Origin of the sequence: Bacillus sp. Marseille-P3661, from assembly GCF_900240995.1 — a bacterium.
Lineage (GTDB): Bacteria > Bacillota > Bacilli > Bacillales > Bacillaceae_J > OESV01.
Window position 1 is genome coordinate 56,744 of the sequence record NZ_LT965954.1, and the last position, 22,520, is coordinate 79,263.

Annotated in this window: 16 protein-coding genes and 3 pseudogenes; all 19 read right to left on the minus strand. The window is 36.2% G+C overall.

From position 1 onward, the window contains the following. Positions 1 to 116: 116 nt before the first annotated feature. Complete coding sequence (locus C1724_RS11190; RefSeq protein WP_102346864.1) at positions 117 to 536, minus strand: RicAFT regulatory complex protein RicA family protein; 420 nt, start codon at positions 534 to 536, stop codon at positions 117 to 119. Beyond that, positions 529 to 2,076 carry a tRNA (N6-isopentenyl adenosine(37)-C2)-methylthiotransferase MiaB gene (miaB, locus tag C1724_RS11195; protein ID WP_102346865.1) on the minus strand — a complete coding sequence of 516 codons (1,548 nt, stop codon included), beginning with the start codon at positions 2,074 to 2,076 and terminating at the stop codon, positions 529 to 531. Before miaB ends, C1724_RS11190 begins: the two co-directional genes overlap by 8 nt. Before the next feature lie 388 nt (positions 2,077 to 2,464). After that, complete coding sequence (locus C1724_RS11200) at positions 2,465 to 3,331, minus strand: 2-oxoacid:ferredoxin oxidoreductase subunit beta (RefSeq protein ID WP_102346866.1); 867 nt, start codon at positions 3,329 to 3,331, stop codon at positions 2,465 to 2,467. Positions 3,332 to 3,333: 2 nt separating this feature from the next. Continuing rightward, positions 3,334 to 5,073, minus strand: coding sequence for a 2-oxoacid:acceptor oxidoreductase subunit alpha (locus C1724_RS11205; RefSeq protein WP_102346867.1), 1,740 nt, complete (start codon positions 5,071 to 5,073; stop codon positions 3,334 to 3,336). Positions 5,074 to 5,299: 226 nt separating this feature from the next. After that, entirely contained in the window at positions 5,300 to 6,229 is a 930-nt protein-coding gene (locus tag C1724_RS11210) for a dipeptidase (protein ID WP_102346868.1), read from the minus strand. Positions 6,230 to 6,371: 142 nt separating this feature from the next. Continuing rightward, positions 6,372 to 6,632 (minus strand): stage V sporulation protein SpoVS, encoded by a 261-nt coding sequence (gene spoVS, locus C1724_RS11215; RefSeq protein ID WP_003211281.1) that lies wholly within the window; start codon positions 6,630 to 6,632, stop codon positions 6,372 to 6,374. Positions 6,633 to 6,741: 109 nt separating this feature from the next. Then, on the minus strand, positions 6,742 to 7,536 hold the full coding sequence (locus C1724_RS11220) for a TIGR00282 family metallophosphoesterase (RefSeq protein ID WP_102346869.1): 795 nt from the start codon (positions 7,534 to 7,536) through the stop codon (positions 6,742 to 6,744). Positions 7,537 to 7,704: 168 nt separating this feature from the next. After that, entirely contained in the window at positions 7,705 to 9,264 is a 1,560-nt protein-coding gene (gene rny / locus C1724_RS11225) for a ribonuclease Y (protein ID WP_102346870.1), read from the minus strand. Between the two features lie 541 nt (positions 9,265 to 9,805). Then, positions 9,806 to 10,234 (minus strand): annotated as a pseudogene (locus tag C1724_RS11230) (recombinase RecA); the annotation flags it as partial. Positions 10,235 to 10,391: 157 nt separating this feature from the next. Continuing rightward, complete coding sequence (ltrA, locus tag C1724_RS11235; RefSeq protein ID WP_258000377.1) at positions 10,392 to 12,314, minus strand: group II intron reverse transcriptase/maturase; 1,923 nt, start codon at positions 12,312 to 12,314, stop codon at positions 10,392 to 10,394. Between the two features lie 743 nt (positions 12,315 to 13,057). Continuing rightward, a pseudogene (locus tag C1724_RS11240) lies at positions 13,058 to 13,444 on the minus strand (recombinase RecA); the annotation flags it as partial. A 66-nt stretch (positions 13,445 to 13,510) separates the two neighbouring features. Further along, positions 13,511 to 15,388 carry a group II intron reverse transcriptase/maturase gene (gene ltrA, locus C1724_RS11245; protein ID WP_258000378.1) on the minus strand — a complete coding sequence of 626 codons (1,878 nt, stop codon included), beginning with the start codon at positions 15,386 to 15,388 and terminating at the stop codon, positions 13,511 to 13,513. 837 nt (positions 15,389 to 16,225) lie between these two features. Next, positions 16,226 to 16,516, minus strand: a pseudogene (locus tag C1724_RS11250) (recombinase RecA); the annotation flags it as partial. 203 nt (positions 16,517 to 16,719) lie between these two features. Next, a complete protein-coding gene (locus C1724_RS11255) occupies positions 16,720 to 17,955 on the minus strand; it encodes a competence/damage-inducible protein A (RefSeq protein ID WP_102346872.1) in 1,236 nt (411 codons plus the stop codon). A gap of 89 nt (positions 17,956 to 18,044) precedes the next feature. After that, positions 18,045 to 18,623: a CDP-diacylglycerol--glycerol-3-phosphate 3-phosphatidyltransferase gene (gene pgsA / locus C1724_RS11260; protein ID WP_102346873.1), complete on the minus strand. Its 579-nt coding sequence runs from the start codon at positions 18,621 to 18,623 to the stop codon at positions 18,045 to 18,047. Between the two features lie 61 nt (positions 18,624 to 18,684). Continuing rightward, positions 18,685 to 19,614, minus strand: a complete 930-nt coding sequence (locus tag C1724_RS11265; protein ID WP_258000428.1) for a helix-turn-helix domain-containing protein — start codon at positions 19,612 to 19,614, stop codon at positions 18,685 to 18,687. A gap of 211 nt (positions 19,615 to 19,825) precedes the next feature. Beyond that, a complete protein-coding gene (locus C1724_RS11270; RefSeq protein WP_102346875.1) occupies positions 19,826 to 20,620 on the minus strand; it encodes a DUF3388 domain-containing protein in 795 nt (264 codons plus the stop codon). A 202-nt stretch (positions 20,621 to 20,822) separates the two neighbouring features. Then, positions 20,823 to 21,071, minus strand: a complete 249-nt coding sequence (locus C1724_RS11275) for a DUF3243 domain-containing protein (protein WP_102346876.1) — start codon at positions 21,069 to 21,071, stop codon at positions 20,823 to 20,825. Between the two features lie 59 nt (positions 21,072 to 21,130). Beyond that, on the minus strand, positions 21,131 to 21,847 hold the full coding sequence (ymfI, locus tag C1724_RS11280; RefSeq protein WP_102346877.1) for an elongation factor P 5-aminopentanone reductase: 717 nt from the start codon (positions 21,845 to 21,847) through the stop codon (positions 21,131 to 21,133). Between the last annotated feature and the right edge of the window lie 673 nt (positions 21,848 to 22,520).

Here is a 22,520-nt window from a genome sequence, read left to right on the forward strand (position 1 = left end):
TATTTAATAAAGTGATTTTCTTATGTGAGACACTGATCATCGATATAATATGCAACGCTATTCGATATAGAATGTCAAGATAAAATAAAAAACACCCCTTTGGGTGCTTTTTATTTTTACTCGTGATGACATTGAGGTTTTGAGCCTGTTTCTCCAGCTAATAGATCTCCACCAGTAGACAATATAATCTCATCAGTGACTGTTTTTGAGATCGTACTTGAAACTAATTGTAATAAATCATTCACTTCTGTTTGCGATTGTTTGAACTCTCCCACAACTGGGATACTATCTAATTCCGCCATTAATGCCTCTATCTTATCTTCGACCTTTTTTAGAGCTTCTGGCTTATTATAATGTTGAAAGTTAACTGCTTGTTTTTGGTAACTTTTAATGTCTTTCATGATGCGATCTACTTTTTCATTTTTATTAATTGCAGCCTCAGCACGCTTGAAAAATTCTACCTCTTCAGTTTCAGCAATTAATTTTGCTAGTTCTTCTGCCTTCTTAACAACTTCTGACTTTGTATACTTAGCCATTGTATGTTACCCCCATTACTTCTTCTACCATTTCTCCATCTAAACTCCATGTTTTTGCACTAGTTATTTTTACTTTTACAATTTGACCAATCACTGACTTTGGTGCCTTGAAATTCACAAGTTTATTTTTTCTTGTATAACCAGCTAAGACATCAGGATTATTTTTACTTTCACCTTCAACTAGAACTTCCACAATTTGGTCTTGATATTGCTTATTTTTCTTTGCTGAAATTTCATTTACAAGATCGTTTAATCGTTGTAGGCGTTCTTTTTTTACTTCTAGCGGAACATTATCTTCCATTTTAGCGGCAGGTGTTCCTTCACGTGGTGAATAAATAAAGGTATACGCACTGTCATATTCCACTTCTCGATATAATGACATCGTTTCTTCAAATTGTTCATCCGTTTCATTAGGGAAACCAACAATAATGTCAGTTGTTAAGCTAGCATTTGGAATCGCTGCTTTTATTTTCCGGACAAGTTCTAAATATTGTTCACGATTATATTTACGAGTCATTAATTTTAATACTTCAGAGCTACCTGATTGAACAGGCAGATGAATATGATCCATTAAATTTCCACCTTTTGCAAGCACTTCAATTAAATGATCATCAAAATCACGTGGGTGACTTGTTGTGAAACGAATACGTGGAATATCAATTTTTCTAAGCTCGTCCATTAAATCTCCAAGACCATACTTGATATCCTCAAAATCTTTTCCGTAAGCATTAACGTTTTGCCCTAATAATGTAATTTCCTTATATCCTAAACGCGCTAAGTGACGTACCTCTTCTATAATATCTTCAGGACGACGGCTACGTTCTTTTCCTCTTGTATAAGGTACAATACAGTACGTACAGAACTTATCACAGCCGTACATAATGTTTACCCAGCCTTTAATATTTCCTTTACGAACTTTTGGCAGGTTTTCAACAACATCGCCTTCTTTTGACCAAACTTCAACAACCATTTCTTTGCCAAACATTGCTTCTTTTAGCAGGTATGGCAACCGATGAATATTGTGAGTTCCAAAGATCAAGTCGATATGATGATGTTTTTGAAGAATTTTATTTACTACTGATTCTTCTTGTGACATACAGCCGCAAACACCTAAAATCAGATCAGGCTTTTCTCTTTTCAAAGGCTTTAGATGTCCTATTTCGCCAAACACTTTGTTCTCTGCATTTTCACGAATTGCGCAAGTGTTTAATAAGATTATATCTGCATCATTTGTTGAATCAGTACTTTCAAAGCCTAACTGAGTTAATATTCCTGCCATTATTTCAGTATCATGTTCATTCATTTGACAGCCATAAGTTCGAATATAAAATTTCTTGTTTTCTCCGATACCAATCATATCCTCAGGAATGTCAAAATCGCGATGTACTGTTACATCTTCCTTACCACGTTTTTTTGCATCCTTTAATGAAGGTGGTTGGTAAGTAGTTTCAAAGAATTTTGCATAATCCTTGGCGGATTTTTTGTCCGAAGAATTACTTCCATTGATTTGTTGACTTTCTAAACGTTGTTTTTCGTTCATGAAAATCTCCTTCCTGTTTAATTTTTTTGTATAATAAATACACCAATTACATAGTATATATCTTTAAAGTAAAATTAACAATAGCGCTTGTCACATCGCAAAAAAATTCCACATCACTATGTTATTTTAAATTACTTACTCAGTTTAACATGAAACTAATAATGTTGTAACTATTACTCTTCTAAACATCATTGCCATTTTATTATTTCTTAATCAACAACAAATGGTGAGAGGAACAGTCTTTTTCCTTAATGACTTCTGGACAATTCGTTTATTAATTACGACAAATGACGATGTATTTCCTTATATTTTAATACTTTGATTAAGTTAAACTTTCTTAAGGTAAAAAATAAACCGCCTAAGAAGATCTTAGGCGGTTGGACGAATATTACATAAATTCTTTAACTAATTCATTAAATTTAGCTTCGTCAAGAGTTAAATCAGCATGTACAAGTGGTTTTTCACTAAATCCAGGGATTAGCTCTTGATATGACTGTTGATCCTTATTTTGATAGATCAATCCAGTTACTAAACCGCTCTTTTCCATAAGCGTTTGCATTGCTTGCATACGGTTAGCTGGATCATATCCTTCTACATCGCTAAGTTTTGTTAAATTCTCTTTAAACCAGTCATATGTGTTAACTTTGTTATAAGTCACACATGGACTAAATACATTAATTAAAGAGAATCCTTCATGCTTAATACCTTCTTCAATTAATGAAGTTAACTCTTTTAAATCACTAGAGAAACTTTGAGCAACGAAAGTAGCTCCTGCAGTTAATGCCATTTCCATTGGTGATAATGCAGATTCAATAGAGCCTTTTGGAGTACTCTTCGTTTTAAATCCTTTTGCACTACGTGGTGAAGTTTGACCTTTTGTTAATCCGTAAATTTGGTTATCCATTACAATATATGTAACGTTAATATTACGGCGGATTGCATGGATTGTATGTCCCATACCAATCGCAAAGCCATCTCCGTCACCACCGGCAGCAATAACAGTTAAATCCTTGTTTGCCATTTTCACGCCTTGTGCAATTGGAAGAGAGCGACCATGAATACCATGAACACCATATGAATTGATGTATCCAGATATTCTTCCAGAACAACCGATACCAGAAATAACGGCTAAATCTTGAGGTTCTACCCCAACATTTGCAACAGCACGTTGAATCGCAGCTTGAACTGAGAAATCGCCACAACCTGGGCACCAGTTAGGTTTCACATTATTACGAAAATCTTTAAATGTTGCCATTTTTATAACAACTCCTTAATTCTGTTGTAAATTTCACTAGGTAGGAATGGATCGCCATCATATTTAAGGATGCTTGCTACCTTGTCGTGATTTCCTACGTTTAACTTAAGGATTTGTGTTAACTGTGCCGTACCATTGTATTCTACTACTACTACTTTCTTAGCAGAGTCTACTAGTGGCTTGATCTCTTCTGTTGGGAATGGATGTACTAAACGAATATGAGCATGATTTACTTTTAGACCATCATTCTCAAGACGAGTCATCGCTTCTTCAATACCACCACGAGTAGAGTTAAATCCAACTACAAGCACGTCAGCTTCATCGTGCTTAACATTCTTATGAACAGCATCTTTAAACTTAAGGTTGCTTAATTTGCGTAGACGCTTGTCCATTTGTGCTTGACGATTTTGCGAACTTTCAGAAGGTTTACCAGTTTCATTATGTTCAACACCTGTAACATGATGAATACCATTTTTCATACCTGGTACAACACGAGGTGAAATACCATCATCAGTTACTTCATAACGCTTAAAGTATTCTTTATTTTCAATCTCAGGTAATTGAGCATTAAGGTCTAACTTACCACGACGAATTTCAATGTTCTTGTAATCTAAAGGCTCAACTGTTTGTTTACCTAATGAGATTTGCAGGTCTGTTAATAAAATAACAGGACATTGATATTCTTCAGCAATATTTAAAGCTTCAACTGCATAGTAGAATGCTTCTTGAACTGTACTTGGTGCAAGTACAACTTTAGGAACATCACCATGAGTACCATAAATCATTGCCATTAAGTCGGATTGCTCTATTTTAGTTGGTAGACCTGTACTTGGGCCACCACGTTGTGTATCAACAACTACCAGTGGAGTTTCAGTCATTCCTGAAAGACCGATCGCTTCCATCATTAATGAAAGACCTGGTCCTGCTGATGCAGTAATTGCACGAACACCTGCATAGTTTGAACCAATCGCCATTGTACAAGCTGCGATTTCATCTTCTGTTTGAATTACAGTTCCGCCGAAATCAGGCAGCTTTTTAATTAAGTACTCCATAATCTCAGATGCTGGCGTAATTGGATATGCCGGCATAAAACGTACACCACCAGCTAAAAATCCTAATGCAATTGCATCGTTTCCGATCATGAATAGACGTTGTTTTCCGTCTGCTTTTTCTAGCTCCATTGTAGATAAATTAGAACCTGCTTGGTTTTTAATATATTCATAGCCCTGCTTGATGGCTTCCATATTTTTATCAACAACTTGTTGACCTTTACGTCCAAATATTTCTTGAACTACGTCTCTGTACGTTTCAATATCTAAATCAAGAATCGCACTTGATGAACCGATAGCCACCATATTTTTCATTAATGAAGTACCTAACTCTGTAGCGATTTCAGTAAATGGAACCGCATACAACGTTACATTACTATTTTCAGGTATTTTTGGTTCGAACTTCGCATCGGCGATAACTACACCACCATCACGTAATTCATGGAAGTTCACATCAATTGTTTCTTGATCAAATGCAACTAATACATCTAAATCATCAGATATTGAGCGAACTTGGGTTGTACTTACGCGAATTTTATTGTTGGTGTGACCACCTTTGATTCGGGAAGAAAAGTGGCGATAACCGTATAAATAGTATCCTAAACGATTAAGCGCAATCGAGAAAATTTCTCCAGTACTTTCGATACCTTCCCCTTGTTGTCCTCCAACTTTCCATGAAAGTTGATTGATCATTTTTTACACCCCTTTGAAATACATCCTTAGTCATATTGTACGATAACTTATTAGTGTAGTACATTTCCAATAAAATCTAATTTTAAGACTGATAAAATAATATAAATAGAAATATGATTTTTTCCGGAAGGGTACTAAACGACTTTTATTCTAGTCCTATAAAACAAAAAAAGCAACCCCTAAACACTCATTTTTGACAAATTTGTGTATAAAAATTCTGATAGCCTTAATTTGGAAAATGTTCAACAAAATTTTGTAGACATATTCTATAAATCTGCTCATCTTTGAAGTGTTTTTGAAGTTCATTTAGCAAATTCTGATAACATCCATAATGTTCCAATCCTTGAATAGTATCATCAATCCCATCAAAGTCTGATCCTAACCCGAGATTAGTTTCTCCTCCAAGTGCAAAAATGTAATCTATATGTTTTATTATGTCACTTATTGTTGTATGTTCATAATCTTTACTTAAAAAATATGGGACGAACGTAATACCAATCATTCCATCCTTTTTAATCAGTGCTTTAATCTGGTCATCTCTTAAATTTCTTGGATGGTTAAATAAAGAATAGACATTAGAATGAGATGCGATCGGATAGTGGGCGATTTCAATTGTATCCCAAAAAGATCTTTCATTTAAGTGTGATACGTCAGTCCATATTTTCAGTTGATTATTTAATTCTACAATCTTCTTACCAAATAAAGTAAGGCCTGCATTCCTCGTTTCAAGTGCCCCATCTGCCACAGCATTTGCATAATTCCATGTCAAACCGACAGAACGGACTCCTAAGCGATATAAAGTCTTTAGCTTGGTTATATCATGGCCGATTGCATCGCAGCCTTCTAACGTTAAAATAGCCCCAATTTCATTATCTTTAAGGTCACTTATGTCCCTTTTATTTAATATTAATTTTATTTGTTTAAATTTGTTTATTATTTTATCGTAAAAAATATCTACCATCTCGAGGGCTACATTAAATCTTTCACTATGATTAACACTTTCGGGAATATATATTGCAAAGCATTGAACTTTTCCTCCAGCTTGTTTCATGTAATTAAGATTTACGTGTAAAGCATTACTATCTTCAAAAGAAAGATTGGGATTGAGCCACATTTTGTACAGAACATCACAATGTGCATCAAATATTTTTGCCAAAAAACACACCTACCAATCATTAAATATTTGAAATGCAACAACTTTTTTCCAATATGTCCAATATATTTATATACAGTACAAAATAACCTGTTTATTCAAAGGAGAACAAACAGGTTAATTAGTTTTCATATTCGGTTTATTTTTATCGAGGTTCAACAATCAATTTAATAGCTGTACGTTCCTCACCGTCTATTAAAATATCTGTAAAAGCAGGAATACATATTAAATCTACTCCACTTGGTGCGACAAATCCTCTTGCGATCGCTACTGCCTTTACCGCTTGATTAAGTGCACCCGCTCCAATTGCTTGGATCTCAGCAGCTCCACGTTCACGTAAAACTCCTGCAAGTGCTCCAGCTACAGAATTAGGATTAGATTTTGCTGAAACTTTTAATATTTCCATTCCTGGTTCCTCCTTGTATGAATAAATCATTCCTCTCCATACTTATATTCACGAAATTACCAGTTATTCCTGCTAACTTTCAGATTATTTTTCGAAAAACTTTTAAAATTCACTCAAAGAGCGGATGATCTTCATTTATAAGGATTGGTTGTATGCTTTTTGCTTTTCCTGTTTTTGAATCAACATCAATGATAACAGCATTTAATTGTTCTCGCCCGTTTGTGACCTCGAAACGGACCGGTAAATTAGTTAAAAACTTCTTTAGGACAGCGTCTCGTTCAACGCCCAATATGCCATCATAAGGGCCAGTCATACCAACATCGGTTATATAGGCTGTACCATCTGGTAATATCCGATAATCTGCTGTCTGGACATGTGTATGTGTTCCAACAACCGCTGTTACACGTCCATTTAAATACCATCCCATTGCCTGCTTTTCACTTGTCGCCTCAGCATGAAAATCAACAAAAATGATATTTGTTCTCTTTTTAAGTTTCGCTATTAGTTCATCTGCTTTTTTAAATGGACAATCGAGCGGAGGTAAAAAAGTCCGACCTTGTAAATTAATAATTCCAACTTCAATTCCATTAATATTTAAAATTAAATAACCTTGCCCAGGATTACTATCAGGAAAATTCGCTGGTCTAATTAGATATTTTGCACTATCAATGAATTCAAATATTTCACGATTATCCCATGAATGATTTCCTAACGTAATCGCGTTTGCACCTATTTCAAGAAAAGAACGATATATTTTTTCAGTTATTCCTTTTCCTCCAGCTGCGTTCTCTCCATTAATTATTGTAATCGTTGGTTTAAACTTCTTTTGCAGTTTCGGCAAATAGGATTTGACCATATCCCTCCCTGGTGAACCAACTACATCGCCAACAAATAAAATTCTCATGTATTAACTCCTATCTATTGCAAATATATAATACAAGTTTCACATAGTCCAACTAGATTGTCAAAATACGTTGAAACTATGACCATGAATGATTCACATATTACATGTAGTTGTCTTTGTAAAACTAAAAGCCAGTAGGTGTTTAAATAACACCTACTGGCTTTTATATTATTTTGCATATTCAACGGCACGAGTTTCACGAATGACCGTTACTTTTATATGACCGGGATAGTCTAACTCACTTTCAATTCTTTTTCGAATTTCTCTTGCAAGCTTGTGTGCTTGTAAATCATCGACTGAATCCGGTTTTACCATAATCCGAACTTCTCGACCAGCTTGAATTGCAAATGATTTTTCAACGCCATCGTAAGATTCAGAAATTTCTTCTAGTTTTTCAAGTCTTCTAATATAATTTTCTAACGTTTCGCTTCTAGAACCAGGCCTTGCTGCTGATAATGCATCTGCAGCAGCTACCAACACAGCTATAATAGAGGTTGGTTCTGTATCACCATGATGTGAAGCAATACTATTAATAACGACTGGATGTTCTTTATATTTCGTCGCTAGCTCAACACCAATTTCAACATGACTTCCTTCGACCTCATGATCAATAGCTTTACCAATATCATGTAATAAGCCAGCTCTTTTAGCAAGGGTCTCATCCTCACCAAGTTCAGCAGCCATTAAGCCCGATAGAAACGCAACTTCCATTGAATGTTTTAATACATTTTGCCCATAACTTGTCCAATATTTTAATCGGCCTAGAATCTTAATTAGATCAGGATGGAGCCCATGTACACCAACCTCAAATGTAGATTGCTCTCCAACTTCACGTATATATTCATCTACTTCTCTTCTAGATTTCTCTACCATTTCTTCAATTCTTGCAGGATGAATACGTCCGTCTTGGACTAGCTTTTCAAGTGCAATTCTAGCAGTTTCACGACGAATTGGATCAAAACCTGATAAAATTACTGCCTCTGGAGTATCATCAATAATCAAATCAATGCCTGTTAAGGTCTCAATCGTTCTAATATTTCGACCTTCACGTCCAATAATTCGGCCTTTCATTTCATCGTTTGGTAAATTTACAACTGAAACGGTTGTCTCTGCAACATGATCTGCGGCACAGCGCTGAATAGCAAGTGAAAGAATTTCTTTAGCTTTTTTATCGGCCTCTTCTTTCGCCCTACTTTCAGTTTCTTTTATCATGACTGCAGTTTCATGTGAAAGCTCTTTGTCAAGATTATCTAAAATAATTTGTCTTGCTTCTTCACGAGTTAAGCTTGAAATTCGTTCAAGCTCTACTTGCTGTTGACGAACCATTTCTCCCATTTTGCTTTCCAACTCTTCAATATGCTGTTGTCTTAGGGTAAGTGAATCTTCTTTTTTCTCGAGCATTAACTCACGCTTATCTAGCGATTCGCCCTTACGGTCAAGATTCTCTTCCTTTTGCATTAATCGATTTTCTTGTTTCTGTAACTCGCTCCTTCGTTCACGGATATCGCGTTCCGCTTCTGTACGAATTTTATGATTTTCATCCTTTGCTTCTAGCAGGGCCTCTTTCTTAGATGCTTCAGCTTCGCGTTTAGCATCTTCAATTATTTGTTGAGCCGCGTGTTCTGCGCTAGTAATCTTTGCTTCCGCAATGGATTTACGAACAAAATAACCAACAACTGCACCGACAAGTATGGCCAGCAAAACGGAGATGATAGTAATTAGGTCCATCATTACACCTCCTTTTGCTATCGACTTGTACATCTTAAGTTTCTAAATTTCGTCCATTTCGTTACGATGTCGGCATGTATATTGCCACATAGTAGGTTACAACATACAGCACAATAATTCTTTCATAATTTTTAATATCTAAAAATAGTGAAATTATACATTTTAATTGTAAAGGTGGACATTTCCATTGTCAAGTATAGTCGGTTTAGAATTCGGATAGAAATTTGCATAGTTTGATCTATTCAAATCCTAAGCGAAAATCCCATAAAACTTCAATTTGTTTGTTTAATTTGCTGCTTGAATAAAACTTCTAAAAGGCGTAGTTAAACTTACTTATTATTTTACGCTCCAGACTCTGTGCGAACCTTAGGGGGGCCGGAAGATTCCTTGGCTTTCGCCTGCGGGGTCCTACTGGCCTTTTTCTCGCAGCTGTTTCCGCTCCTTTCGTTCCAATCAACATATCGGTAATTCAATAATATGCTTTAACAAGCTTGCTAAAAAAATAGAGACGTTTTGTACGTCTCTATTTTGAACTACTATTCTATTCATCAAATAATTCTTCTTGTCCTGCTGCCAATTCAGATTCTGCTGACACGGGATTATCTAAGCCATAGTGCGCACGAATTTGTTGATGGATTTCACGTTGAACGTCTGGGTTTTCTTTTAAAAATTGTTTTGCATTTTCGCGTCCTTGACCAACACGCTCTTCATTATAGGAGTACCAAGCCCCACTTTTTTGAACAATATCTAAGTCAGAACCGATATCGATAATTTCACCTTGGATTGAAATACCTTCGCCATACATGATATCTACTTCAGCTGATTTAAATGGTGGCGCCACCTTATTCTTTACTACTTTGATTTTCGTTTTATTTCCGACCATATCGTTGCCTTGTTTAATAGTTTCAGCACGGCGTACTTCTAGTCGAATCGACGAATAGAATTTAAGCGCGCGTCCGCCTGGAGTAGTCTATAGTGATAGGTAATAGACATCTTCAGCATTATCTGTTCAGAGCTATTTTCCCCCACTTCGCACCGTGCGTGAGACTTTCGAACTCACACGGCGCTCCATCAATGACTGTAGTCACACCTAACTACTTGAGATGATTATAAATTAGCTTTTCTCCCTAAGAAACTTCATCTTTGGTTACATTCAATTTATTTCTGAATTTGATTATGTTTGCCCAGATTTTCTTTTCTACATTCGAGGTATAATCCTGTCCATCATGTATTTTGATATGGCAATCAGTACAAACCGATGCAAGATATTCTACTTTATTTACCATATCTAAAGGCAATCGTGGACTACAGTGATGAATTTCTGCATTCAGTAACGATAGTTCTGACCTGCATACTCTGCATTTAAATTTATCCCTGTTTATGATATATCCTCTATTCATATAGAATTCGAAATTATATTTAGGTGCTTTCATTCCTCTACTTATTAACTTAGATACTTCTAAACGGAAATAATCATCAGCTCTTGCGAGCGGTCTTTTTCTTTCCATTCTTTTCGTATACAAAGCTCTTCCTGCTTCAGAATATGGTGTTTCATCTTGGTTCTTAGACTTAGGTTCAGTCCATTTACCAAAGCTTAGGTTTGTTAAGCCAATGTATGTTTTATTCCCTACATCGACTGCTGGAATCGTTTGATGGTACTCTGAATGTACCTCTAATAGATTTTTTACATCTGATGTTTTTACCAATTCCGCACCATATCTTTTTAGATGTTGATAACCGTTCATTTGCAGTTTTGAGGAATATTTTTTGGCTTCCTCTCCAAAGGCTGTTGCTACTTTGAAATAGTTAACCAAGCCCCTTATTTTGCTGTTAACTATGTTCAGATGATGGACAGCTTTCTCGAAGTCAGGTATTCTTCTGAATCTCCTTATACTTCGGTTTATCTCCATAACCTTTGCGCGAAATTTATCCCTTTCGGGTCGTGTTTTTGTTATGAGTGTTAGTCGAGTTTTATCTGCTCCACTGTCCTTTTTTCCCTTAGGTTCTCTGAACTGCACTGTTGCTTTCATTTCAAAGCCTACGAATTTTATATTTCGCTTGGTGCAGTCCGTAATCAAGGTTTTCTCATCTGATAGTTTTAACTTTAGGTTCGTATCGAGATATGTCGCAATTCTCTTTTTCCATTTTTCCGCATTCGACTTTGTATCAGTTACTAATACCCAATCATCTGCGTACCTTATGAAAAATGCAGGTTTTAATTTTGTTTTCCTTAAGGCTCGATATTTTCCGCTTTGATTTGCGAAATCAATCTCCGTTTCTTTACTTTCCCATTCTCTTACTATCCATTCATCCAATTTATGTAAATAGATGTTGGCTAGTAATGGAGATATTATACCTCCTTGGGGAGTTCCCAACGGATTTCCCTTCATTTCGTCCATTATTCCTGCTTTGAGCATTGCTTTTATCATCATTAATACTCTTTGGTCTCTGATTCCCATATTCCACATTTTCTTTAACAAAACATTATGATTTACATTGTCGAAGAATTTACTTATATCACCTTCGACTATCCAATGGTGTTTTGTCCTGTGTACCACTGTCGCGACTCTTTTTAGAGCCATATGAGCGTCTCTCATTGGACGGAAACCATATGAGTGTCTGTAAAATTGTGCTTCAAATATGGGGTCTAGGACGATTCTGACGCACTCTTGTATTATCCTATCGACTATCGCAGGTATACCAAGTGGTCTTTCTTCGTTTTTTCCCGGTTTAGGTATCCATACTCGTCTTACTTCAAGCGGTACGTAGTTCCTAAACTTTTCTTTGACCTCATCCAATACTTGATGATAATTCTTTTGCAATATATCGTTCATCGTTTCATCATCAGCTCCAGAGGTATTCGCTCCTCTATTTGCTTTAATGTTATGAATAGCGGTGACGATTGTTGCATCTGAACTCATTATCTCGATTAAACCTTTGAATCTAGGCTTTAATCCTTTATCGAGTTCTTCTTTTGTTACTCGATACAGTTTATCTTGAATGTTCCTTAGACCTTGTTCCGTCTGCGGATAGTCAAATTTTTGAGCCAAAAGCATCCCTCCTTTCGGAGTGAATTTCTTTTGGGTTTAGTCAGGTATGCACAACGGCTTCCTTGACGGGCTAATTTATTTTCTTCTTGTCACTGACTATGCCCCTTCGCTCCACACCTTATTATCAGTGTTTCATAGCTACTACGGGCTGCTGTCACCTAGATTCAACAGTCATTTCCTACTGTTTAGAGACTTCCGTTAATGTCAACTTTATCATTCTCTTCTAGGCTTCCTTTGTTCCCTTTATTCTTAGCTTTTAACATAGTCGCCTTAGCCTTCCCCTATAGCCCGCTGAGAACTTTTTCAACCATTACTGGAGGTCTTAAAGCAAATATCCTTTGTAGGATAAATGTCGTCCTTCACACCCAGAAGTGTCAGACCACTCTCAGACTCATAATGAGCCATCACCTTTCGGTGATGTTTCGGTAACGAGCCGTACATACGGAGATTCCCTTTCGGTAGACATAGCCACTTTATAGCCCCCCGCTTACTTCACCCACCATAGATTCAAAATTTCTTTTGAACCCTTAGGTTGATTTTTCAGCGACTTCAACGAGCTTCATACAGTTTCTCGACATTGATAACTGCATGTCGTAGTCTCAGGGTATCCAATGACCAGTATTTCATTGGGAAGGGAACTTCCCCCTTCAAAATCAGAATAAAGAGTTAGATATTGATTCTTCAATATCCCCTAGCTTTATTTGTGCCTTTCAGCAACATTTTGTCTAGGAACAAAGCGCACCTGGATTCCCAAACATCACGCCTACTTTTTCACGAATCTGATTTATAAAAATAGCAATCGTTTTTGATTTGTTAATTGCACCTGATAATTTACGTAATGCTTGTGACATAAGACGGGCTTGTAAACCGATATGTGAGTCACCCATTTCGCCTTCAATCTCAGCTTTCGGTACTAATGCTGCAACCGAGTCAACTACAATAATATCAACGGCACCGCTTCGTACTAACGCTTCCGCAATTTCCAACGCCTGTTCCCCAGTATCAGGTTGTGATAATAAAAGCTCGTCAATATTAACGCCTAGTTTCTCAGCATAAATCGGATCGAGCGTTAGCGATAGGTAACAGTCATCCTCAACATTACTCGTAGGAGCTGTTTTCCCCCGCTTCACACCGTACGTGCGAGTTTCCCCGCATACGGCGTTCCATCAAGATATTTTTCATTACAGTGATTAACTTTACTCCCTTAATGCCAATTCACGATATTTATGAAGTTTAAGAATTGAATTCTTCTTCAAATGGAATGTTTCCTTGTCGGTTAATTCCTTCGCATGTATTAAAGTATGGCATTTGTTACAGGTCGTGGTAAGATTAGAGACTTTGTTAACTTGGTCGAAAGGTAGTTTATTATCTATATGGTGGGTTTGTGTATCCCCGATCCCTGTTAAGGTTTCTTTGCATATAGAGCATTTTCCTTTGTCCCTGTTAAACGCATAACATCTATTCATAAAATATTCGTAGGTGTAAAGTTTACGCTTATTTCCTGCAAGTATTAGTGCAAGGTGTTCGGAGTTTAGGAGAGCTTCTGTTCTGAGTAAAAGTGGTCTGTTTTTCGACCTTTTGAAATATAGCTCTCTTCCTTCCACTGAGTACGGAGTCTCGTCTTGATTTTTCTTTGGGTATTTTACCCAAGTTGCAAAACTTAGTGAAATAAATCCTATCCTTTGATTCTTGTATTTGACGGCAGGGACTTGTTCAGTCCTGTCGGGGTAGAAGGTTTTAAGGTTTTGACATTGATTTGTAGGAATCCAGTCGCCACCGTATTTCTTTATACTTTTATATGCAGTGTATTTTAGATTTTCTCTAAAATCTCTCATGATTAGGTTGATGCCCGGTGAGGAGTTGTAGTAATTGATGATACCTCTAAACTTACTGTTTATTACATTGATATCATTTATTAACCACTCTTCATCAGAACAGAATTTCAGTTTCTTTAAGTCTTTACTTATTTCCTTGAATTTCTTTTCGAGTTTGTCTTTATCTGGATAGGAATACCCTACATACCCATTGCCTTTTTGCACCATTTTAATTCGGAAACCAAGAAACTTGATAGGTTTCTTTTTCATATTAGTGACAAAGGTTTTCTCGTCAGATATTTCAAGTTTAAGTTTGTCGTTAAGAAATTCTTTAATCCTGTACTTCCATTTTTCTGCATTTTCCTTACTATCCGTAAAGAGAACCCAATCATCTGCATACCGTAGAAAGAATTCAGGTCTTGTTATGGAAGAATAATTCCGTAAGGAGCTAAGTTTTGCTATTCTCGATTTAGTTCCATTTCTTAGCTCTTTTTCTTCCCACTCTCTTGAAACCCATTCATCGAGTTTGTGGAGATAAACATTCGCTAAGAGAGGGGAGATTATTCCTCCTTGTGGAATTCCTAATTCGTTTCTTTTGATTTCGTTCATAATTCCTGCTTTGAGCATTTCTTTGATTATCATAAGAATTCGGCTATCTCTGATCCCCATGTGCCAAAGTTGCTTTATTAGGATATTATGATTAACGTTGTCAAAAAAACCTTTGATGTCTCCTTCGACTACCCAGTTATATTTAATCTTAGTTCCAATGAAAATTGCCCGTTCTACAGCTTGTTTTGCGTCTCTCATAGGTCTAAAACCGTATGAATGTTTGAAGAACTGCGCTTCAAGAATCGGCTCAATCGTTATTCTAATACATTCCTGTATTATCCTATCAATTAAAGCTGGGATTCCTAATGGTCGTTTTTCCCTTTTACCAGGTTTTGGTATATAAACCCTTCTTAATTCTTTCGGTTTATAGTTTTCCATTGTTCTTTGAACTAAGTCTATAACTTCGTCAAATTGTTTAGATAGTATGTCCTGCATTAAGACGTTATCAGTACCAGCCGTTTTACTACCTTTGTTTGCTTTTATTTTATGAATTGCTGATATTATAACTGTTCTACTAATCGCCACTTCCAAGAGTCCTTTAAAACTTGGCAACTCGTCATTCTCAATAGAATTTCGAGTGCTTTGATAGAGTTTATCAAGGGTCATTCTTAGCTCTGCTTCGTCTGTGGGAGCGTTTAGTTTTTGAGACATATTCTTCACCCTATTTTTAAAAAGTTATCTTATTAACATTAAGGGCTATATGTCTTTAGTCAGTTAGGCTCACCAAAGGTTTCATATTCTAAAAACCTTTCTCACGGCTTCCATAAACTCATTAATTTGTAATGAAATAGTTTACATCCGATAAACATATCTTGACTATGCCCCTTCGCTCCACAGGCATTACCCTGTTTCAACACTACTACGGGCAGCAGCCCCCCGTCTTCAACAGTCATTTCCTACTGTTTAGTGACATCAGCTTGCACTCACTTTGGCATTCACTGACGGGGTTCTCTTGTTCCTCATTACCTATCCTTATCATCGTTTCCTTAGACCCCTACTCTGACCCGTCAGCCATTCTTTCGCCAATTGGTTGGTCGGCTAAGAACTCTTATCCTTTACAGGGTAAGTTCAGATAACAGCAAACATGAATACTGTATCCGAGACTGAACCTCACTTGGAGGTGGAAATCTTCTTATTTCGATTTCCCACGCATTACGAGCCGTACTTCCGCAGGTTCATTCCAATGCAAATGCATTCTTTAGTCATAGAAACTTTATGGACTCCCGACTACTTCTCTAACCACTTCACAGGTCTGATTTTCGCCGACCTCTCCGAGCTTCGTACCGTGATATAGTGCTATATCACCGCACGTCGGGGTATTAGAGCAAGAACCCAACCAATGTTCTTGAAACGGAATTTCACCGTTCTATTCAGTAATGAAGTTAGGACATATACCACCGATTTTATGAAGGGGATTGTATCCTTCGTGGTCTCTGTCCCTCTAATCATTCATATAGTATTTCTACTATACCTGGATTAGAAACAAGACACACCATGTTCAGCGTCGATAAACGCTGCTGTACCACCTTGTTGTTGGACTTCCGCTATGGCGTGAAGTGCAACAGTTGTTTTACCTGATGATTCTGGGCCATATACTTCAATGATTCTTCCTCGTGGATAGCCACCAATTCCTAATGCAATATCTAAAGCAAGGGATCCGCTTGATATAGTAGCTAACTTTCTATCAGTTTGCTCACCGAGTTTCATAATTGAACCTTTACCGAATTGTTTCTCTATTTGTCTTAAAGCCTGCTCAAGTGCAGCCTGGCGATCACTCATTATAAAATCCTCCTTCTAATAATCTATTAATTATCATACCTCTTTTTTAGGATTTTGCCAATCATAATCGAACATTCATTCGAATGTTTTTTCGGTAGAAAGAAGTATTGGAAATTCAATTTTTGTTAAGAGAAAATAAAAAATTCAAAGGGGAATCCCCTCTGAATTTTAGATTTCTCGATTTTTTAAATTTTTTTTTCAGATTATGATAATAGTTTTAAAAGGTAGAAATTGGCATACTTTACAGCACGATTTCGAATACCATTCCGACTGCCTGATAGCTTTAATGTATATACTTCCGTTTTACTATTTTTTATTGAAATCCCTATAAAAACTGTGCCAACCGGCTTACCTTCCTGCTCAGCAGGGCCCGCAACACCAGTAAAACTAACACCTATATCACTATTTAAAGTTTGTCTAACTTGTTCTGCCATCTGCTTAGCACATTCAAAACTAACAGCACCGTGTTCCTTTATAACCTGCGGTGATACATTTAACAACTTTTCTTTAACCTCATTTTGATAGCATACTATACTACCTTGATAAACTAGTGATGCTCCGTTAAATGAGGTTAACTCGTTAGCAAAGCTGCCGCCTGTTAAACTTTCAGCACTTGAAATCGTTAATTTTTTTTCCTGTAGTTTCTTAAATAGCTCACTATGCAAACTAGTGGTGCCATAACCGTAAAAAAATGTACCAACTCGCCTTTGAATCTCCTCTTCAACCTTATTCAGCATTTCCGTAACTCTATCAAGAGAATTGTCTTTTGCTGTTAGTCTTAAAGTTACTTCTCCCTCACCCGCGAGCGGTGCTATCGTTGGGTTTTTCTGTGAATCGATTAAGTCTTCAATTTCCGTTTCTAACTGTGATTCACCAATGCCAAAAAACCTTAAAACTCTTGATTCCATAAATTGTTTTGTTTCTAACTGCTCTAATAAAAACGATCTACCATACTTATCAAACATCAGCTTTAATTCAGACGGCGGCCCTGGAAATAATAAATATAAACAATCCTTATTCTTATACGCAATGCCGGGTGCCATTCCGTTATCGTTTGGGAATACGGTAGCCCCCTTTAATACCAACGCTTGTTTTTTATTATTTTCAGTCATATGCCGATTGGTTCTTTGAAAGTACTGTTCAATTTGATTTAAAGCTTTTTGATCATGTTCTAACTCTACCGATAATACAGATGCAACGGTCTCTTTCGTTAAATCATCTTTCGTAGGGCCAAGACCACCTGTAAAGATAATTAAATTTGATCTTTGCTGAGCTCCTTTTATTACATCTTTAAGTCGTGATGAATTATCTCCAACAGCTGTATGGTAAAAAACATTTATTCCTAATTGAGCCAGCTCCGAAGAAAGATATTGAGCATTAGTATTTGCGATTTGACCGAGCAACAATTCCGTTCCCACAGCAATTATTTCAGCATTCACTCTTTATACCTCCGAATTAATCAGCAACTAATTGATTACTAATTTATTATTTACAATGAAAAAATATACCGACTAAAGCGGCTGAATCCTTATTTTGAATTAGCAAAAACACTTTTGTTTTTTGCAAAGTAATCCCAACCTGATACAACAGTAAAGATAACTGCAATCCATAAAGCGATATCACCAAGTGGTATTCCAATTGCAGTAAAAGGAACATTATGTAATAAAAGCGCTGAAATCGCGATTATTTGGGCGACAGTTTTTATTTTCCCCAACTGTCCCGCAGCCATTACTTCTCCTTCTCCAGCTGCAACTAATCTTAACCCCGTGACTGCAAATTCACGGCTAATTATAATGATAACCATCCATGCTGGGGCTAGCTGTAACTCTACCAATGCAATTAATGCAGCTGATACTAATAACTTATCTGCCAAGGGATCTAGAAATTTACCTAGATTAGTGACAAGGTTATGTTTTCGAGCTAAATATCCATCTATCCAGTCAGTTGTCGAAGCGATAATAAAAATAAGTGCACCTATTAAGTGAGCGACTGGCAGTGTATCACTAAAAACAACAATAGAACCAAAATTAAATGGTACTACCATAAATATTAGGAAAATAGGAATCATGAAGATCCTTGAGATTGTAATTTTATTAGGTAAATTCACCTGTCATTCACTCCATTCATTTTGCATGAAAAGAGCCATCAATTGTACTGATGACTCATTTTTATTGTATCTCTTTATTGAATATGAATTTCACTTTTTGATGAACCTTATCAGCTGGCGGAATTGGATATTCAAAAGGTTGACCATTAATTTTAATCTCAACATCTAATGTTCGACCAATGTTTAATTCAATTTCTTGTTCTGATGAGAAGTCATAACTAGCTGTCTCACCGTTTTTCATTTCACCCGCAAAGAAGGACTTTCCAATTCCATTTTTAATGCCCACATAACTCCGTCCCGCTTGAGTGGCTGTTACATCCATTTTAAAGACATCCGTATTCTTTAATTCATATGTAGTATTAGGCGTCGTACCATTTGTTTGTTCTGTTTGAACAAGCTGCTGCACAGGTGGTGGAATCTCTTCGGTTGTTGTTTCAACTTGAGGTTCTGGTTCGCTGTCCTGTTCTTCTTCAGTGGATTCCTTAGGTTCCTCTATTTTCTCCGGTGATGTAACGATGGTTACACTTTCATCCTCTTGACTTTCCACCGCTGCTCCAGGTGAATTATCGTTTGAATTATTCGCAACATCTTGTTTTTGCATGAACACCCAAATAAATATAGCAACACCAATCACTAAACAAAATACTAAAACTTTTGGTAACATTGAAAATACGGCAGAAGAAGTTGAAGATACAGTCGCTTGTTTCGAATGTACCCTAGATAAACCCGACGGTACATCTGAACCGGATTTAGGAATTTCTGATACGAATTCATCAAAAAGCATATCTGGGTCTAGATCAACGGCTTCTGCGTATTGCTTAATAAAAGCCCTTGCATAGAATTTACCTGGGAGAATATCATAATTGCCATCTTCTATAGCTTTTAAATATCTTTTTTGTATTTTTGTAATAGTTTGAAGCTCATCAAGGGTGAGTTTTTTTTGAACCCTTGCTTCTTCTAATCGTTTTCCTAATTCAGTCAATAATAACACCGTCCATTTACAAAGTAGTAAAAGCGCATGCACCTTTTGGTAAACCCTTATAGAAACTTAACCTAAGGGCTAGGCGCTATATCTGGACAATTATTTACAATTACTTTTTTCGATTTTTACTTAATTTGTCCAATATGGAAAATAGCAATTCTAAAGAGGACATAAAATTTTGTTTATGTGTCCTTTACCCTCAAATCATTCGTATAATATATTAAAAATCGAAGGATGAAAAACCAAAGGATGAATCAGATGAAAGAGGTTCTTCAACTAAATCATAAGATATTTCTTCATCATAATCATTTCTAAGTTCTATAATATAATCAAAATCATCCAATGTGTATTCAGTATGCTGAACAAAAATATCCGGATGTTCGATTACCTTGGTAGCAGGTAGCCGCATAATTTCACGAACTAATTGCCAATGACGTTCGGTTGCACGTTTTGTTGATACAATTCCATCAATTATGTATAAATGATCTTCACGATATTCTTCTTCGATTAATTGACTCCGGATTGTTTGTTTAAGCAATGTTGACGATACAAATAGCCATCTTTTATTTGCACAAACACTTGCTGCAACAATAGACTCCGTTTTACCTACCCTAGGCATTCCACGAATTCCTATTAGTTTATGTCCATTCTTTTTAAATAACTCTGCCATGAAATCAACTAGAATCCCGAGCTCGTCACGAACAAATCGAAATGTTTTTTTATCGTCTTTTTCGCGGTGGATATACCTTCCATGCCTTACCGCTAATCTATCTCTGAGTGTTGGTATACGGAGCTTGATTAAACGAATATTATCAAGTGTATTCAAAATCGATTCAAGTCGCTTAATTTGATGATTTTCCTTACATAAAATTAACAATCCTCTTCGACTATCCTCTACACCATTTATTGTAACTATGTTAATGGATAACATACCTAATAATGAAGAAATATCTCCAAGTAATCCAGGACGATTGATGACAATCTCATATTCCAGATACCATTCTTGCCTTTCCATTTAACAGCCCTCCTTTTCGGGGTTTTACCCGTATGGAAAATTGTGATGACCTAATGGCCTTTTTCTTATATATATATTTATTCGATTACTTCTCTATAATAAATGATTTTATAGTAATAGAAAAGAATAATAAACAAATCTCGACAATTTATACCATAAATTAAAAGGAGGCAACAAAAGTGCCTCCTCATTTGGTACTATATTATGAATTTTGTACAAGTTTAACCATCATGTTAGCAATAGCGTGTTGTTCCTCTTCGCTAGCTACTTTCCAAAGCTCGGCTAATAACTTCTCTTCTGGGTTTTTAGGTTCAACTTCTTGTGCAAGGTATTCCCCTACTTCATATGCTAAATTTGAAATTGTTTGTTGATCAATTCCATCACCCTTTGCTTGATTAAGACGGCCTTCTAAAAAGTCTTTCCATTGATCAAAATTATCTAGTACTGACATATTCATTCACTCCTTAAGGATATATTCATTTTTATCATGTCAAATTTGGCAAATATTATTCATGTAAACCATGCTCCATTTATTGACAGAATTTCTCCGTTTATATAGGTTGCTTTTTCAGATATTAGAAAAGAGACCGCATCGGCAATTTCCTCTGGTTTTCCAAGACGACCCATCGGAATTTCATCTCTGATTAGTTGTTTATCATTTTCTGAAAAAACATCTAGCATTGCGGTTTCAACTGAACCTGGTGCAATTCCATTTATATTAATACCCGACGGAGCTAACTCCTTTGCAAGTGCTTTTACAAATGTATTCTGTCCACCTTTAACCATAGAATATAGGACTTCACACGAGGCACCAACTTTCCCCCAAACGGATGTAATCACAACAATTTTCCCACTTTTCTTATTTATCATGGGTGGAATGAGGTATTTTGTTAACATAAACGGACTTGTAACATGAAGTTGAACCATTTGTTGAATTTGTAAATCTGACATATCCGTCATTAAACCATGGTAACCTTGACCCGCATTATGGATGATTACGTCAACATCATGAGTTATTTCTTTTATTAAGGAATAAACACCTTCAGAAGATGAAAGGTCCGCGTTTATTAATTTGTACTCAACTTTAAACTCATCAAACAGCTTAGTTAGTTGTGGCTTATTGGTATTGTAATGGAGATATAGATTATATCCTTCCTGTGCTAATGTTTTAGCTATCGCTTGTCCAATCCCCCCACTTGCACCAGTGATAAGTGCCCATTTACTCATTTTATCCCACCTCTAAAAATCTTGAATGTGTAAGCTAATCAGATTATATACTATAATTTACATTTCTTAAATCCAACAAAAAACGTCCAAAAGATTGTAACGGGTTTACTTGTGAGGTGCAAAACGGTAAATCGCAGACCGAATCAAATAGCAAATCACATAAACTTCACAGTAAAAAGGATTAGAGATGCAATATCTCTAATCCCTTTTTACTTTTCATTTTCCCCCGAAACCATCCGTAAGTTGTCCAATTTCATTAGATGCTAAAGCGAGTTTGATATATAAGCGGAGAAATTTCGCTTAATTAGGAAATGGCACTGAAAATAGCTTAAATAGACGGAAAGATTCCGCCTATTTACTCGAAAAACGTAAAAATGGGTACCTTTGCTTTGCTTAATCGGAAAATCTCCGCTTATATACCCCAAACCAAGCTCTATCCTGCTGTTTAACCGAAAAATCTCCGCTTATTAATAACTCTGGTTACTCAATTATAATCTACATACTAAATCTCAAAATCAAGCACCCTCCAATATTTATTTCATACCCTGTGATTTACTATGTGAATTAGGAGACGATAAGTTATTAAAATTCGCCAAAATGTTTATAAATCAATAAAAAACGCACTGTGAATTATAAAGTGAATTCAAGTGCGCTTTCCTATGTGTTTTACAAT